Annotated in this window: 10 protein-coding genes and 1 pseudogene; 6 read left to right on the forward strand and 5 right to left on the reverse strand. The window is 73.1% G+C overall.

Going from position 1 to position 15,578, the window contains the following annotated elements; all coding sequences use genetic code 11:
- Positions 1 to 28: 28 nt before the first annotated feature.
- On the reverse strand, positions 29 to 1,426 hold the full coding sequence (locus OG710_RS11540; protein ID WP_330239255.1) for an MFS transporter: 1,398 nt from the start codon (positions 1,424 to 1,426) through the stop codon (positions 29 to 31).
- A 271-nt stretch (positions 1,427 to 1,697) separates the two neighbouring features.
- Here OG710_RS11540 and OG710_RS11545 point away from each other — a divergent pair, with 271 nt between their 5' ends.
- The gene (locus OG710_RS11545; RefSeq protein WP_330239256.1) at positions 1,698 to 3,782 is read left to right on the forward strand and encodes a restriction endonuclease; all 2,085 of its coding nucleotides are present in this window, start codon (positions 1,698 to 1,700) and stop codon (positions 3,780 to 3,782) included.
- A 95-nt stretch (positions 3,783 to 3,877) separates the two neighbouring features.
- Complete coding sequence (locus OG710_RS11550) at positions 3,878 to 4,759, forward strand: GNAT family N-acetyltransferase (RefSeq protein WP_330239257.1); 882 nt, start codon at positions 3,878 to 3,880, stop codon at positions 4,757 to 4,759.
- A 54-nt stretch (positions 4,760 to 4,813) separates the two neighbouring features.
- On the opposite strand, the gene OG710_RS11555 is transcribed toward OG710_RS11550, so the two are convergent.
- Complete coding sequence (locus OG710_RS11555) at positions 4,814 to 6,655, reverse strand: MFS transporter (RefSeq protein WP_330239258.1); 1,842 nt, start codon at positions 6,653 to 6,655, stop codon at positions 4,814 to 4,816.
- Between the two features lie 202 nt (positions 6,656 to 6,857).
- Complete coding sequence (locus OG710_RS11560; protein ID WP_443064239.1) at positions 6,858 to 9,242, reverse strand: serine hydrolase; 2,385 nt, start codon at positions 9,240 to 9,242, stop codon at positions 6,858 to 6,860.
- Positions 9,243 to 9,334: 92 nt separating this feature from the next.
- On the opposite strand from OG710_RS11560, the gene OG710_RS11565 reads away from it, so the two are divergent.
- The 3 genes from OG710_RS11565 to OG710_RS11575 all read left to right on the forward strand — a co-directional run bounded on the left by OG710_RS11565 (position 9,335) and on the right by OG710_RS11575 (position 11,662).
- The gene (locus OG710_RS11565) at positions 9,335 to 10,057 is read left to right on the forward strand and encodes a GOLPH3/VPS74 family protein (RefSeq protein ID WP_111330356.1); all 723 of its coding nucleotides are present in this window, start codon (positions 9,335 to 9,337) and stop codon (positions 10,055 to 10,057) included.
- 295 nt (positions 10,058 to 10,352) lie between these two features.
- The gene (locus tag OG710_RS11570; RefSeq protein ID WP_330239259.1) at positions 10,353 to 11,222 is read left to right on the forward strand and encodes a helix-turn-helix domain-containing protein; all 870 of its coding nucleotides are present in this window, start codon (positions 10,353 to 10,355) and stop codon (positions 11,220 to 11,222) included.
- Between the two features lie 233 nt (positions 11,223 to 11,455).
- Positions 11,456 to 11,662 carry a DUF397 domain-containing protein gene (locus OG710_RS11575; protein WP_330239260.1) on the forward strand — a complete coding sequence of 69 codons (207 nt, stop codon included), beginning with the start codon at positions 11,456 to 11,458 and terminating at the stop codon, positions 11,660 to 11,662.
- A 158-nt stretch (positions 11,663 to 11,820) separates the two neighbouring features.
- Here OG710_RS11575 and OG710_RS11580 read toward each other — a convergent pair.
- Positions 11,821 to 12,933, reverse strand: a pseudogene (locus OG710_RS11580) (ADP-ribosylglycohydrolase family protein).
- A 172-nt stretch (positions 12,934 to 13,105) separates the two neighbouring features.
- Here OG710_RS11580 and OG710_RS11585 point away from each other — a divergent pair.
- Complete coding sequence (locus tag OG710_RS11585; protein WP_330239261.1) at positions 13,106 to 14,026, forward strand: aminoglycoside phosphotransferase family protein; 921 nt, start codon at positions 13,106 to 13,108, stop codon at positions 14,024 to 14,026.
- Between the two features lie 27 nt (positions 14,027 to 14,053).
- Here the strand turns inward: OG710_RS11585 and eccD are convergent, their stop codons facing one another.
- A complete protein-coding gene (gene eccD / locus OG710_RS11590) occupies positions 14,054 to 15,523 on the reverse strand; it encodes a type VII secretion integral membrane protein EccD (RefSeq protein WP_330239262.1) in 1,470 nt (489 codons plus the stop codon).
- Positions 15,524 to 15,578 lie beyond the last annotated feature (55 nt).

Consider the following 15,578-nt stretch of genomic DNA (forward strand, 5'->3'; position numbering starts at 1 on the left):
TCGCCGTGGTGCGGGGGGCCGGGGTGGGTCACGCCTTGGCGGGGGCGCGGTCGGGGCGCATCGTCAGGAGGGTGATGACGCCGCCCACCGCGGCGATCGCCGCGGCCGTGGTGAACGCCGCGCTGTAGCCGTCCGTCAGGGCCGGCAGGTCGCCGAGGCGGCCGGCGCCCTGTGAGGTGGCCAGGGCGGTGAGGGCGGCCAGGCCGAGGGCCGAGCCGATCTGGTACGTGGTGTTGACGATGCCGGAGGCGAGGCCCGCCTGCTCCGCGGGGGCGCCGGACATGGCCGCCATCATGGCCGGGATGTACGCCAGCGACATGCCGAGTGCGGCGACCAGCGAGGCCGGCAGCACGTCCGCGGCGAAGGAGCCGCTGGGCTCGACGGCCGACAGCCACAGCAGGCCGGCCGCGAGGACGAGCAGTCCGCCGCCGATCAGCGGCTTGGCGCCGAAGCGGGCCAGCAGCCGCGCCGTGATGGCGGTCATGAAGACCATGAGCAGCACGGTCATCGGGAGCAGCGCGGCGCCGGAGGCGAAGGCGCCGTAGCCCAGGACCTGCTGGAGGTAGAGGTTTAGGAAGTACCACATGGGTATCCACGCGGCCCCCAGCAGCGCCATGCCCAGGTTGGCCGAGCCGAGGCGCGGCACGCGCCAGATGCCCAGTGGCATCAGCGGCCGGCGCATCGTCTTCTGGAGGATCAGGAAGAGTGTCAGCAGGGCGGCGGCGCCGATGAGTTGGAGGACGGTCTGCGCGGTTGCCCAGCCGGTCTCGGGGGCCCGGACCACGGCGAAGACGGCGAGGGCGAGGCCGGCGGTGACGGAGGCGGCGCCGAGTACGTCGATCGCTCCGCGGCTCGGGGCGACCGACGGCAGCAGCCCGGTCGCGGCGAGCGTGGCGAGGCCGATCGGGATGTAGATGATGAACACCCAGGGCCAGCTGAGCCATTCGGTGAAGACGCCGCCGAGGAAGACGCCGGCGGTGCCTCCGGCGGGCGCGGCCGCTCCGTAGAGGGCCATGGCCTTGCCGAGTTCCTTCGGGTCGTGGGCGAACAGCGTCATGAGCAGGGTCATCGCGGCTGGGGCGATCAGTGCCCCGCCGACGCCCTGGACGGCGCGTCCGACGACCTCGGCCCAGGCGGTCTGCGCGGCCGCCGCGACGACGGAGCCGGCGATGAGGACGCCCCAGCCTGCGGTGAACACCCGGCGCGCGCCGAGGAGGTCGGAGAGGCGTCCGCCCAGGAGCAGCAGTCCGCCGAAGGCGATGACGTAGGCGTTGAAGACCCACTGCAGGTCGCCCTGCGAGAAGCCGAGGTCCTTCTGCATCTCGGGGAGCGCGACCCCGATGATCGAGGTGTCCATGATCACCATGAACTGCGCGGTGGCGAGCACTGCGAGTGCCCACCAGCGCTTGGGACTGACGGTTGGCATTGCCTTCCCCTCTCAGAGATCTCCGGGATCTCCCGGAGATCTCCCGGAATCAAAGCTCCTGCTACCCCCTCGGGGTATCCGAGACGGGACCATAACATACCCCTAGGGGGTATGCATCGGTCGTGCGGGAATCAGCTCGTGCGGCCAACCCCGTCAAGTCCATGGGCTCAGGCGTTCGTTGCGCACTAAAGTTGCTCCATCACTGCTGGTTATGGGGTCGGGGCTCATTCGCGTGCGCGGACGGCGTCCCGGTGGGGAGGGCCTGCGCGGGATGAGTCGTCGCTCCAATGGGTTGGTCGGGATCTGGGCCGAGGCACAGCGCCAACAGCAGCTTCAGCAGGAGGCGCGAGCCAGGTATCAGCGCGATCAGGAGCGGGCGCAGCGGGCCCACGAGCGCGAACTGGCGCGCAGTCAGCGGGAGCAGAAGGCGGCGTACCGGGAGCAGCGCGAGGCGGAGGCCCGGCGGCGTACGCGCGAGCTGGACGCCCGGGTCGACGCGCTCCAGGGGCTGTTGGCGGCCGGCTGCCGGGCCCCGGCGTTCCGGGCCGCCGCGCTGACCCGGCCGGAGCAGGTCGAGCCGTTCGCGCCGGGTCCGCTGGCGCAGCCCGTACGCATGCCCGATCCGGGGCAGTACGAGGCGCAGGGCGGCGGCTGGACCGCGGGGCGCCGCGCCCAGGCCCAGGCGGAGGCGCGGGCCAGGTTCGAGCGGGACTGGCAGGCGGCGCAGGCCGCCGAGGCACAGCGCCAGGCGCAGTACGCCACCTACCAGCGGCAGTACCAGCAGTGGGCCGACGCCCGGCTGGCGGAGATCCGGCGGCACAACGCGGGCGTCACCGAGATGACGGCCGGGCTGCGCAACGGGGACGCCGAGGCCGCCGTCGAGTACTTCTCGGCCGCGCTCTACGCCTCCACGGGCTGGCCCGACGAGCTCCCCCGGCAGGTGACGGCGGCCTACGACTCGGCGGCGCGGCAGCTGGTTCTGAACTGGGAGCTGCCCCGGTACGACGTCGTCCCGGAGGCCAAGTCGGTGCGGTACATGATCAACGCGGACCAGGAGAAGGAGTCGCCGCGGCCGGTCACGCAGCGCCGGGCGCTGTACCGCGACGTGCTCGCCCAGTGCCTGCTGCTCGTCCTGCGCGACCTCTTCGCCGCCGACGAGTTCGGCGCCCTGGAGTCGGTCGCGCTGAACGGCTTCGTGGACGACCACGACCCGGCGACCGGGCGGCGGGTGCCCATGTTCCTCGGCACGGTGATGGCCCCGCGAGCGGACTTCGCCGAACTGCACCTGGAGCAGGTGAACGCGGTCAACTGCCTGGTGGACGGGTTGCGCGGGCAGTTGTCCACGCGCCCCGACCAGTACGCGGCCGTGCGGCCGGGCCGGGTCCCGGAGGACGTCGGCAACGGCGTCGTGACGCACGGCGGCGACGAGGAGCCGGACCTGTACGAGATGGACCCGCTGGCCTTCGAGTCGCTGGTAGCCGATCTCTTCCGGGCCATGGGCATGCAGGCGGTCACCACGCAGCGCTCCAACGACGGCGGGGTGGACGTCGACGCGCTGGACCCGGCCCCGATCCGGGGCGGCAAGATCGTCGTCCAGGTGAAGCGCTACCGCAACACCGTGCCGCCGACCGCCGTCCGCGACCTGTACGGCACGGTCCAGGACACCGGTGCCAACAAGGGCGTGCTGGTCACCACATCCAAGTTCGGCCCTGGCTCCCACACCTTCGCCAACGGGAAGCCGCTGGAACTCGTACCGGGCTCCGAACTCGTCGACCTGCTCCACCGGCACGGGCTGCGCGGCCGGCTCGGCGGCGGCGGGGGCGGACCGGTGCCCGCCCCGCGGACGGCGCCGGACGACGAGATCCGGGACGGCGACCACAACGTGCTCGGCATGTACTGGTCGGGCACCGTCGCGCTGGACGTCTGCGCGCTCGTCTGCCAGGGCAACCGGGTCCTGGACGACGACCACTTCGTCTTCTTCAACAACCCGGCCACCCCCGATGGCACGGTGCGCGCGCTGATCCCCGTCGCGCCCGACAAGGCCGCGATCCGGGTCGACTTCGACGCCCTTCCGGCGCGCGCGGACCGGCTGGTCGTCATCGCGGCCGTCGACCCCGTCGCCAACCCCCACGCCGACCTGTCCGGCTTCACCGACGCCGGCATCCGGCTGCTGGACGCCGAACGCGACCCGCTCGACCAACTGGACGTGTCGGACGGCCGGCCCGGCGAGACCGCCCTCGTCCTGGGCTCCTTCCGCCGGCGCGCCAACGGCGACTGGGAGTTCGTCACCGGCGGCAAGGGCTACCGGGGCGGCCTGGAGGAGCTGGTCCAGGACTTCGGCATCGAGGTCGAGTAACGCCCGCGGGCCGGCCCGCACCCCGGCCAGCCGCCCCGCACCCCGCCCCGCGAAATCCGCAGGCACTCCCCTCCCCCCGTACGGGAGGATGAGCCATGGAGACCTCATCGGCCCCTTCGACATGGCATCCGCTGCCCGACGTCCACGCCTTCCTCGACCGCGCCGGTGGCTTCCTGCGCTCCCGGCCCGCCCCGCACACCGTCCCGCTGACCGTGACCGAGCAGCTGCGCACCTGGGGTGCCGGGGTGTACGGGGAGGACGCGCCGGTCTTCGGGGTGCTGGAGCGGGGCGGTGAGGTGCGCGCCGCGTATCTCCGGACGCCGCCCTACCGGCTGATCGTCACGCCCCTCACGCCCGAGGAGGCCGGTTCGCTGGTCGCCCATCTGGTGACCGCCGGCCACGAGGTGCCCGGGGTCAACGCGGACAGTGACACCGCCACCGCGTTCGCGGCGGCGTGGCGGGCCCGTACGGGGATCGAGCCCCGGCTGCACGAGCGCATGCGGCTCTACCGGCTCGGCGAGCTGCGGCGGCCCGAGCCGGCGCCGCGGGGGCGGGGCCGGCTCGCGGACGAGCGGGACCGGGAGCTGCTGGCGCGGTGGTACGCGGAGTTCGTGCGGGACATCGGCGAAAGCGGCGCCCAGGACCCCGCTGCCTGGGCCGACCGGCACATCACGGAGCGCCGCATCACCCTGTGGGAGACCCCGGACGGGGTGCCCGTGTCCATGGCCGGGGTCACCGCCCGGGTCGCCGGACAGCTCCGGATCGGCCCCGTCTACACCCCTGCCGGGCTGCGCGGACGCGGCTACGCGGGCGCCGCGACCGCCGGGGCGAGCCTCGCCGCGCTGACCGCAGGCGCCGAGGAGGTGCTGCTCTTCGCTGACCTCGCCAACCCCACCAGCAACGGCCTGTACCAGCGCGTCGGCTACCGGCCGGTGACCGACTTCGCGGTGTACGACCTGCCGGGAGCCGGTGGGTGAACGGACACCTCATGGGCCGCGCCCCATAACCCGTCCCGGCCCCCGCCGGGCCCGTCAGCGCAGTTCGTCCGGGCACGGGGTGCCCGGCTGGAACTGATACGGGGCGCTCAGCCGGTAGGTGCCGGGGCGGGGGGCGAGGAGTTCGGTCCACTCGTCGCCCTGCTCGTCCTCCGCCACCTTGATCAGGCAGCCGTTCTCGTTGACGAAGGACCTCGGGGATTCCTTGTCCGGGCGGTTCTTGGACGCCTCGGTCTCGCGGGGGCGGTCCAGGCCGTTGCCGTCCTCGTCGACCAGGGCGAGCCAGGGCGAGTACGGGATGCGGATCAGGACCCGGCCGGCCTTCTTGACGTGGATCGTCAGCTCGCCCTCGCCCGCGCGCTCCACCGTCGCCGGCGGGTCGGCCAGCGGCACCGGACTGTCCACCTCGAACAGCCGCCAGTCCTTGTTGGACCAGATCGCCTTGAGGTAGGGCAGGCCGTTGCTGACCAGCTCGGCCTCCTTGCGGGCGCCGCTGTAGTCCGGGTCGCCCTGCGGCAGCACCACGTAATGCACCGCCCAGCGGTCGAGCCACTGGCGGTAGTTGATGGCGTCCAGGGTGTCGTCGTAGAAGAGCGGGTTGCGCTTCATGTCGGCCTGGCGGTTCCAGCCCCGTGCCAGGTTGACGGAGCGCGGCAGCGCGGACGCCTCGCGGTGGCTGCTCGGCGGGACGACCTCGACCCGGCCCCGTTCGGCGCCGATCTTCTGGAGCTGGTTGACCAGCGGGCCCAGCGAGCGGGTCCAGGAGGCGGTGGGCGCGGTCCTGACGATGTCGTCGATGCCCTTGAAGCCGATCCAGAAGTTCAGCGAGGCGAAGGCGAGGACCAGCGCGTACCAGCGCCGCGAGCGGGGCGTGGTGTACGGCAGCGCGGCCAGCAGCACGACGCCCGCGAACAGCATCGCCATCCGCGAGACGTTGGAGCCGATCTGCGAGTCGATGATGAACGTGAGCAGCGTGCCGATCCCGTACACGGCCGACGCCGTGCGCACCGTCTTCCAGTCGCTCGGCACGAGGAAGAAGACGAGCCACGAGAAGATGAACGGGCCGGAGAGCGTCGCGACGGACATCGGCTGGGTGCCCGAGAACGGGAACAGCCACGCGGACAGCGCGACCACCACGACCGGCGCGAGCCCCAGCGCGTACGCGCCCGGCCGCCGCTTGTTCAGGAACAGCGCGGCCGCGACCACCCCGAGGAAGAGGCCCGCCACCGGGCTGCCCGCCGTGGCGAGCCCGGCCAGCGGCGCGGCGACGGCCGCCTTGGCCCACCGCTTGTAGCGCCACCGGTGGGGCCAGCAGAACACCGCCGCGGCGGCGCCGACCGCGAACATCATGCCGAGCCCGAACGTCACCCGGCCCGACAGCGCGTTGCACAGGTACGCGAAAACGCCCGCCATCGAGCAGGCCAGCGGGTTGCGGACCGCCTTCACCCGGTACAGGATCAGCGCCGTCAGCCCGGCCGAGACCGTACCGGCGACCATCATCGTCGTCCGGACGCCGATCACCGACATCACGTACGGCGAGACCACGCTGTACGAGACGGGGTGCATGCCCCCGTACCAGGCGAGGTTGTACGCCGTGCCCGGATGGCGGCCGACGAACTCGGCCCAGGCGTCCTGGGCGGCGATGTCGCCGCCGCTGTTGGCGAAGAAGAGGAACCAGACGATGTGGGCGACCGCGGCGACGGCGGTCGTCAGCAGGACCGGGTGGCGCAGGCAGCGCCGCTTGACCCCGGCGAACCACCCGCCCCCCGCGGACGGCGTGGCGCGCGATTCGGCGGTCGCGCCGGCCGTGGCATCAGCCGTGTCGGCGGTGGTGTCGGCCGTGTCGTCGTCGGCCCGTGTGGGCTCGGCAGTGGTCACTGCGTCTCTCCCCGTCCCTCCCCGGACGCGTGATTTCGGCCGGCTCTCCTGCTCGGGTCTCATGGGCCGAAAGACGCGTTCCAGGGTCCACGCGTTGCCCTGGGGACGCTAACACGCGGCGCGTCGCGGCGGACCGGAAGGCGGTCCGGCCCGGAGCGCGGGTGCGGGGCGCCCGGACGGACGCCCCGCACCCGCACCGTCCTCAGCCCAGACGGGTCAGCTTGTCGGTCATCGAGGGCTCGGCGAGATCCTTCTGGAGCGCGACCGCCACCTTCACCTGGCTGCGTCCCTCGCCCACGGTCAGCGTGCCGACATGCGTACCGGCCACCGCCTCGTGGGGGATCGTCCTGCCGTCGTCGGTCAGCTCCAGCTTGACCGTGAGACCGGACCAGCCGACCGCCTCTACGTCCTTCGTCGCGACGACCGGGGTGGTGTGGCCCATGCCGTCGTCCACCTGGCCGACCACGTCGCCCTTCTTCACGACCTTCGCCCCCTCCAGCAGGTCCAGCGTGGCCAGCATCACCTTCTTGCTGACCCGGTTGACCTCGTCGATGATCGAGACGTCGTCGTACTGCCCCAGGATCGCGCCGACGATCAGCTGGTCCGTGCCGTCGATCATCTTGTGCGCCGCGAAGAGCAGGTTGCCGCCGGCCTTGGAGGTGGAGCCGGTCTTGATGCCCAGCGCCCCGTCGAACGGCACCAGCGTGTTGTAGTTGCGCCACGTGTGGCCGGACGGGTCCTTCCACTCCGGCAGCTTCGTGATGTCCATCAGCGCCGGGAACTCGACCAGCTTCTCGCCCAGCTTCACCAGGTCCTCGGCCGTGGAGACCGTGGAGGCGGTGAGCCCGGAGGGGTCGGTGTACGTGGTGTTCTTCATGCCCAGCTCGTCGGCGGTGGCGTTCATCTTCGCCACGAACGCCTTCTCCGAACCGGCCTCCCAGCGCGCCAGCAGCCGGGCGATGTTGTTGGCCGACGGGATCATGAGGGCCGACAGCGCGTCACGCTCGGTGAGGTAGTCGCCCTCCTTCACCGTGTTCAGCGTGGACTCGCCCTCGGTGTAGAGCTTGCCGTCCGCCTCCGCCTTGGCGTCGACCTTGATCTTCGGGCCGTCCTCGCCGCGCTTGAGCGGGTGGCTCTTGAGCACGAGGTACGCCGTCATGGCCTTGGCGACGCTCGCGATCGGTACCGGCTTCTGCTCGCCGAACGAGCCGATCCGGCCGAGGCCGGTGGCCGCCATGTAGCCCTGGCCCTGGTCGGGCCACGGCAGGCTCGGCGTCTCGCCCTCGAACGCGTACGTCGACTTCGCCGTCATCGTCAGCGACGGGTCCGGCAGCGGGCGCACAATCTGTACGATCGCAAACACGAGGAGCAGCAGCAGTACCAGCGGCGTCCAGATCTTGACCCGGCGCACCGCCGTGCGGACCGGGGTCTCCGGCGGCGGCGGGGTGTTCGTCAGCTCGGCGAGCAGGTCGAGCGGCGGCTTGGGCGGCATCGGCTGCTGCCGGGTCCGCTCGGCCCCGCTGAGCGCCGCGGCCGGCGCGGGGCTCTCGGGCCTGCGCGGCCCCGGCGTGGGCGCGGGCGCCGGCCGTACGTCGTCGGTGCGCAGCGGTACGAAGGTGCTCTTGCGCTCCGTGAGCGACTCGGACTCCGCCGCGACCGGGCGGCCCGACGCGGACCGGGTGATCTTCAGCGCGGTCGTCGGCTGGTCGACCTGCGGCAGCCGGGGCGCCTTGAAGACGGCGGTGGGCTGATCGACGGGCGGCTCGGCGTCGGGGGCTTCCGACTCGGCGGTGGGCGCCTTCGGCTCGGCCTCGGGGGCGGACTTCTCGCTGGTGGGGGCGGGGTCGTCGGCCGGGGCGTCGTCGGGGCCGGAGGCTTCGGGAGCCTCGGAGGCGTCGGCCTCGGGCCCCTCCTCCTCGGCGGCAGACTCGCCCTCGGCGGCAGACTCGTCCTCGGCGGCCGGCGCCCGCTGCCCACCCTCGTCGGAGGCGTCCGCGTCCGTGCCGCCCTCGCCGTCACCGTCCTCGTCGTCCGTCTTCGACACCCACGCGGCCACCGCCGCCCGCAGCCGCGCGTCGCCCTCGGAGCCGCCCTCCCCGGAGCCGCCGGCCTCGGACTCACCGGCCTCCTCCGCGTCCCCGGCGGCGTCCGACGCCCCCGCAGGCCCCTCCGGGGCGTCCACAGGGCCCTCCGGCGCCTCCTCGGGCGCCTCCGTGAGGTTCGGAGCGCTCTCAGCGTCATCGGCGGCCACGGGGGCCGCCAGCGGCTTCCCGGCGTCCGTGCGCGCGTCGCCGTCCGGGCCCGTGCGCGCGTCACCGTCCGGCTCGGCGGCCGGTTCGGCGGGCGCCGGCTTCTCATCCGTACCGGACACACCGGACTCCGCCCGGTCCGGTTCGCGGAAGACGCCGAGGCGCGGGTCGCGCTCGTTCCGAGTCGTTCCCGACGACTGCTGCTGCTCCGACTTGTCGGGGGACTCGCCCGCCACCGATGCCTCCTCCATGCGGCGCGGGGAACCACCCGCGCTGTCCGAACCGTCTACCAGTGTCCCGTGCGAACCCTTGGCCGGGCTGCTAGACGAGAACGACATACCTACTGGTTCCCGTACAAAGCCACCAGGCACCCTCGACAGACAGATGTGAGAGGGGTCACCCTGTCATTCATCCACGCGGGGAGGCATGGATGGGCAGGAGCCGCAGAACAATTCCGGAGGAGCTTCTGCTGCTCGCTCTGGACCCGACCACGGGTACCACAGCGCAGCCGCAGTCGCTCGACCTCGGTCTCGCCGGAGCCCAGCTAGTGGAGCTGGCCCTGGCAGGACGAATAGCCCCAGACGGGGATCGTATCGCCGTGGTGATGCCACGGCCGACAGGAGATCCGACCCTGGACTCCGCACTGGAACTGCTGCGCAGGCGCGGCAGCCCGGTACGGGCGGTCCACTGGATCGGCGGACCCCGGCTGGGGCTCCGCCAGATCTATCTCGCTCATCTGGAGCGGTGCGGCATGGTGCATGCCGTCGCGGGCCAGATGTGCGGGGTGCTGCCGACGACTCGCTACCAGGCGACGGACACGGCGATCAGCCGGGACATCAGGGCCCGGCTGGACAGTGCGATCCGCACCGGCGTACCGCCGGACCCGCGGACCGCGGCGCTCGCCGCGCTGGCCCACGCGGTCGGACTCGGCAAGCACCTCTACCCCGGGAACGAGGGGCGTTCATCACGCTCCAGGCTCCGGGACCTGATCAGGCACGACCCGATGGGCGGTCTCGTGGCGCACGCCGTGATGGACGTCCAGAACGGGGCGGTCGCGCAGCCGCGCCGCGGCCAGGCGGCCGGCGTTCCGTTGCAACCGCAAGCGCAGCCCCCGTCACGCCGAGGCGGCATGGCGCACACCGCGGCCCACTAGGACCGCGTCGCGCGCACCCCGCGGCCCGTCAGGACCGCATCGCGCGCAACCCTCGTAACACCCGCACCATCGCGTCAACGCACCACGACACACGTCAACAATCGAACACCGCCGCACCGTTGTCCTCGCGCGTCGCCGAGACCCGGTTCGGGAGCCGCACCAGACGCGGGGCAGCCGGATTCACCGGCTGCCCCGCGCCGCTGTGTGTGGCCGTTTCCCAGCGGGGCCGGGGGCAGGGGTGGCAATCTGCTCAGCAGTAGATACGCACAGCTACATAGCCGGAGGTGCCGTTTCCGTGCCGTCCAACGTCAATCCCACCGTCAGGCGACGTCGGTTGGGTCAGGAGTTGCGCCGACTGCGCGAGATCAAGGGGATGACCGCCGAGGAGGTGGCGGAACGGCTGCTGGTCTCGCAGTCGAAGATCAGCCGCCTGGAGAACGGCCGCCGCTCCATCAGCCAGCGCGACGTGCGCGATCTGTGCGGGGTGTACGAGGTCGAGGACCACCGGGTGGTCGACTCGCTGATGCAGATGGCCAAGGACTCCCGCCAGCAGGGCTGGTGGCACGCGTTCGGAGACATCCCGTACAGCGTGTACATCGGGCTCGAAACCGACGCGGCGTCGCTGCGGGTGTACGAACCCCAGGTCGTCCCCGGCCTGCTCCAGAGCCGCCAGTACGCCGAGGCGCTGATCGCCGGCGGGCTGCCGGAGGCGCCGCAGACCGACATCGACAAGCGCGCGGGCGTCCGCACCCGCCGCCAGGAGAGGATCACCGACCCGGAGCGGCCGCTGCGGATGTGGGCGGTGATCGACGAGGCCGCGCTGCGCCGGATGGTCGGCGGCAAGCAGGTGATGATCGAGCAGCTGGAACACCTGGTGGAGCTGTCGCACCTGCCGCACGTCACGGTCCAGGTGCTGCCGTTCGAGGTCGGCGCGCACCCGGGAATCAACGGGCAGTACGCGATCCTGGAGTTCCCGGACACCACGGACTCCAGCGTCGTCTACATCGAGGGCGTGACGAGCGACCTCTACCTGGAGAAGACCAACGACGTGCAGCGCTACAGCGTCATGTACGAGCATCTGCGGGCGCAGGCGCTGAACGTGGAGCAGAGCCGCCAGTTCATCGACCGGATCGCGAAGGAGTACACCCGCCTGACCACGGAGTGATTCCGGCCGATGGGCCCCACCCAACCATGTCCGGTTTACGGGGAATTCAACGAAGCGCCGGGAAGGCGGCGGCAAGATACACCGCCGCCAGCTCCCCACGGAAGGGCTGAGCCCCGGAATCACCCGTTCGGGTGAACGCCCGCTTCACGCAGGGGAGTTGGCGAGTAGCGTCGATCAAGCCAGTCGGAGCCTCGCTGGCACACCCCACACAACTCTCTGGAACCGGAGTGAACATGGCTATCCGCCAGGGCGCCACCACCACATGGACGAAGTCGTCGTATTCCGGGCCGAACGGAGCCTGCGTCGAGGTCAGGTCCCCGCTCACGCGGGCGGTCGACGTGCGTGACTCGAAGGTGACCGGGGGCCCCTCGGTCACCTTCGTCCCCGGCGCGTGGAGCGCGTTCGTACGCGAGGTCGCCAAGGGCGTCGCCGACGCCTGACCGATGCCCCCCTTATCGACCGCCGCCGTCGACAACATCGCACCGACCGGCGTCACCACAGCCCTCTCGACCGGCCCGCCGTCCTGGCCGAGAGGGCTTCCGCCTTTTCCGGGCCCGTTCCCGGACGGCGCGAAGGGGCCGGATCGGCAAGGGCCGGATCAGCGCGGGTAGCGGGCCAGCCAGCCCGGCGCCGCGGTGTCCGGGCCGTGCAGGGCGGGCCCCTAGGTCATCTCCAGGGCGAAGTCGTCGGCGAGTTCGAGGAGGGTGGCCCGCCCCTCCAGCTCGGCGAGCCAGCCCGGCGGCAGCGCGGTCTCGCCGTGCAGCGCCCCCAGCAGCGCCCCGCACAGCGTGCCCGTGGCGGCGGACGGCCCGCCGTGGTTCACGGCCAGCCGCAGCCCGTGCCGTACGTCCTCGCCGACCAGGGCGCAGTACACCGCCACCGCCAGCACCTCGTCGGCGGAGTCGGTGGCGCCCAGGGACTCGATGAGCTCGGGGCCCGGCACGCCCCGGCGCACCGTGTCCAGCGCCCGGCCCAGCGCCTCGGTGACGGGTTCGTGGCCGGGGCGCTCCGCGAGCAGCCCGAGCGCGTGGCCCACCGAGCCGTCCAGGGTGTCGCCGCGCGCCAGGCCGTGCACGATGACGGCGAAGGCGCCGGCGGAGAGCAGGGCGGTGGGGTGGCCGTGGGTGTGCGCGGCGCACTCGACGGCGAGCTGGAGCACGAGCTGCGGCTCCCAGCCGACGAGCAGCCCGAAGGGCGCGGACCGGGTGAGCGCGGCGGCGTCCCGCGCGGCGGGGTGCTTGGGCCGGTCCAGGGTGCCCATGGTGTCGTCGCCGAGGCCGTTGAGGCATTCGCGGGTGGGGGCGCGGCGTGCGTAGAGCCATTCCAGACCGGCGAGCCAGCCGTTGTCCTCGCGGCGCTCGTCGGGGCCCCAGTCGTGCTGGGTGGCGGCCCAGCGGAGGTGGGCGCGGTGGACGTCGGTGGGCGGGTGCCAGACGCCGGTGTCGCGGCGGACCTGGGCGCGGATCAGCCCGTCGACGGTGAACAGGGTGAGCTGGGTGGCGGCGGTGACGGTGCCGCGCGCGCCGTGGGCGGGCACGAAGTCGGTGACGGCGTCGGGCCCGAGCGCGGCGCGCATCTCGTCCAGGGTGAGGGTGCTGACGCCCGCGCCGAGCGCGTCGCCGATGGCGCCGCCGAGGAGGGTGCCGCGTACCCGGCTCCGGAAGTCCTGCTGCTCGGCCCGGCCCCAGACGGCCGTGATCCCTGTGCTCACCGCGCCACTCCCGTATGCCGTGGTTTTCGTTCCCCTGTGCGACTGTGCGGTAACCGCACAGCACTGTAATCGAACAGCCCCGCCGCTCCGGGGGTCCTGAACGCTTTTTGTACGGCTCCGAGGCGCATCGAATTCCGTTGCGGCGGGCGGGCGCGGGGCGGATGATCGCCCGATGCCCTCTTCGTACCCCTCCCCCCGTCCCGACGGCCGCGCGGGCATCGACGCCGCGCTCGTGGAGCGTCTGATCGCCGCGCAGTTCCCGCAGTGGACGGGGTTGCCCGTGGTCCCCGTCGAGGTGGACGGCTGGGACAACCGGACGTACCGGCTGGGCGACGCGATGACGGTCCGGCTGCCCACCCGCGACTGGTACGCGCCCGCCGTGGAGAAGGAGCACCACTGGCTGCCGCGCCTGGCCCCGTCGCTCCCGGTCCCCGTGCCACCGGTGCTCGCGCTGGGGGCGCCCGGCGAGGGCTATCCCTTTCCGTGGTCGGTCCGCCGCTGGCTGCCCGGCGGGACGGCGGCGCGCGAACGCATCGGGGATCTGCCGGGCTTCGCGGTCGCGGTGGCCGGATTCGTGCGCGCGCTCCAGGGCTGCGACGCCGCCGGCGGTCCGGCGGCCGGCCCGCACAGCTTCCACCGGGGCGCGTCGCCCGCGCGCTACGACGAGGAGACCCGCGGCTGTCTGGCCGCCGCGGCGGACCGGGTGGACGCGGCCGGCGCGGCGGCGGTGTGGGAAGCGGCCCTGGCCGCCGAGTGGCAGGGGGCGCCGGCGTGGTTCCACGGCGATCTGGCGGCCGGGAACCTGCTGGTCCGGGACGGCGAGCTGGCGGCCGTCATCGACTTCGGCACCTGCGGGGTGGGCGACCCGGCCTGTGATCTGGTGATCGCCTGGACGCTGTTCGACGGCGAGAGCAGGGAGGCGTTCCGGGACGCGGTGTGCCAGGACCCCGGCACCTGGGCGCGGGCCCGTGGCTGGGCGCTGTGGAAGGCGCTGCTCAATCTGACGCGGGACGCGGGGCTGCACGGAACGCCGGAGGAGCGCGAACTGCGCGTGATCGACGCGCTGCTGGCCGACCACGACGCGTTCGGCTGAGCGGGGGCCCGGCAGCCGGCCGGCCGGTCAGCTGGTCATCGAGCGGGCCGCCGCGTACAGGTCCAGGACGGCCAGGCAGAGCGGGATCAGGGCCAGGAGCAGCAGTATTTCGGCCAGATCGGACAGGCGGCCCCAGAACGGGGACAGGCCCTTGCGGGGGACGACCAGCGCGATGCCGGTGAGCAGGGCGGCGCCGGCCGTGACGGCCAGGGCGAGCCACAGCGTACGGAGGTCGAGCGCGCCCGGGTCCTCCCCGGTCAGGATCGCGGCGACGGCGTCGGCCGGCGGGTGGAGGGCCAGCCCGATCACCAGCAGGCTCAGCGCGGTGATGCCCGCGCCCAGCACGGTGGCGACCTGGGCGGTGTGACGGAAGAGGCGGGCGCGCAGCAGCGTCGCGAGTCCGGCGACCAGGGCCAGGCCCCGGGCCCAGCCGTCCGCCGAGAAGCCGAGGACGGCGCCCGCCGCGACGACCACGAGGCAGCAGCCCCCGACGAGGCCGAGGAGGAGTTCGTGCCCGCGCCGGGCCCGTGCCGCGATGCGTTCGGTGTCGACGGGGTCGGGGTCGCCGAGGCCGGGCTCGTCGTCGGGGTCGGCGTCCGTCGCGGACTGCGGGGCCGCGTACCCGATGGGCAGCCGGGCCACCCGTGCGGAGAGACCGGGCAGGAAGGCGACGGCGCCGATCGCGACGACCACGCACACGGCCGCCGTCTCGCGCGGCCGGGCCTCCGCGACGATCGACAGGAACGCGGCGAGGGTGCCGACCGCCGACGCGGACACGACGGCGACGAACGGGGCGTCCCCGGCCGGCAGGGCCACGACGAGCCCGGCGGAGACCACGAGCACCGCAGCGCAGCCCAGCATGAACTGGAGGCGGCCCGCCCCGGTGCCCGGATCGAGGGCCAGCAGCCCGGACCCGGCGATCATCACGTGCGGCAGGGCCGCCAGGCCGAGGGCGACGGCCGATGCCCGGTCCCCGTAACGCCGGGCGCGGACCCCCGCGAGCACGGCGAGCAGCCCGCCCACGGCGGCGGCGACGATCCCCGGCAGCCCGTGCATGTCGTGCCGGACCGGGTCGGCGAACCAGAGCACGAAGGCCGTGAGGACCAGCAGCAGCGCCCCGCCGAAGAGCCCGGCCGCGCCCAGCAGCCGGTCGCTCCACAGGGTGCGGTCGCGCCGGACGGCGGAGGCGACCGCGTCGGCGACGTCGTCGAAGACGGCCGGTGGCAGCGACTCGGTGAACGGCCGCAGCCGCAGCACGTCCCCGTCCGGGACGCGCTGCACGCCCAGCGTGTGGGTGGCGTCCAGGACGGTGTTGTCGCGGCGCGTCAGGTGGAAGCCGGGCGGTGTTCCCGGCGGGACCTCCTGGCCGGTCAGCCGCAGGATCTCCGGCAGGAGATCGGCGACGGGGACGTCGTCCGGCAGGGCGACGTCGATGCGGCCGTCCGGCGCCACGACCGTTATGCGGCAGAAACCTGCGGTTGTGACGGTCGAACTCACCTGCTGTGCCCCCTCGTTCGCTCCCCGGCGCGCCGCCGATCGCTCACGCGCCGGT

It is taken from the genome of Streptomyces sp. NBC_00525, assembly GCF_036346595.1.
Taxonomy (GTDB): Bacteria; Actinomycetota; Actinomycetes; order Streptomycetales; family Streptomycetaceae; genus Streptomyces.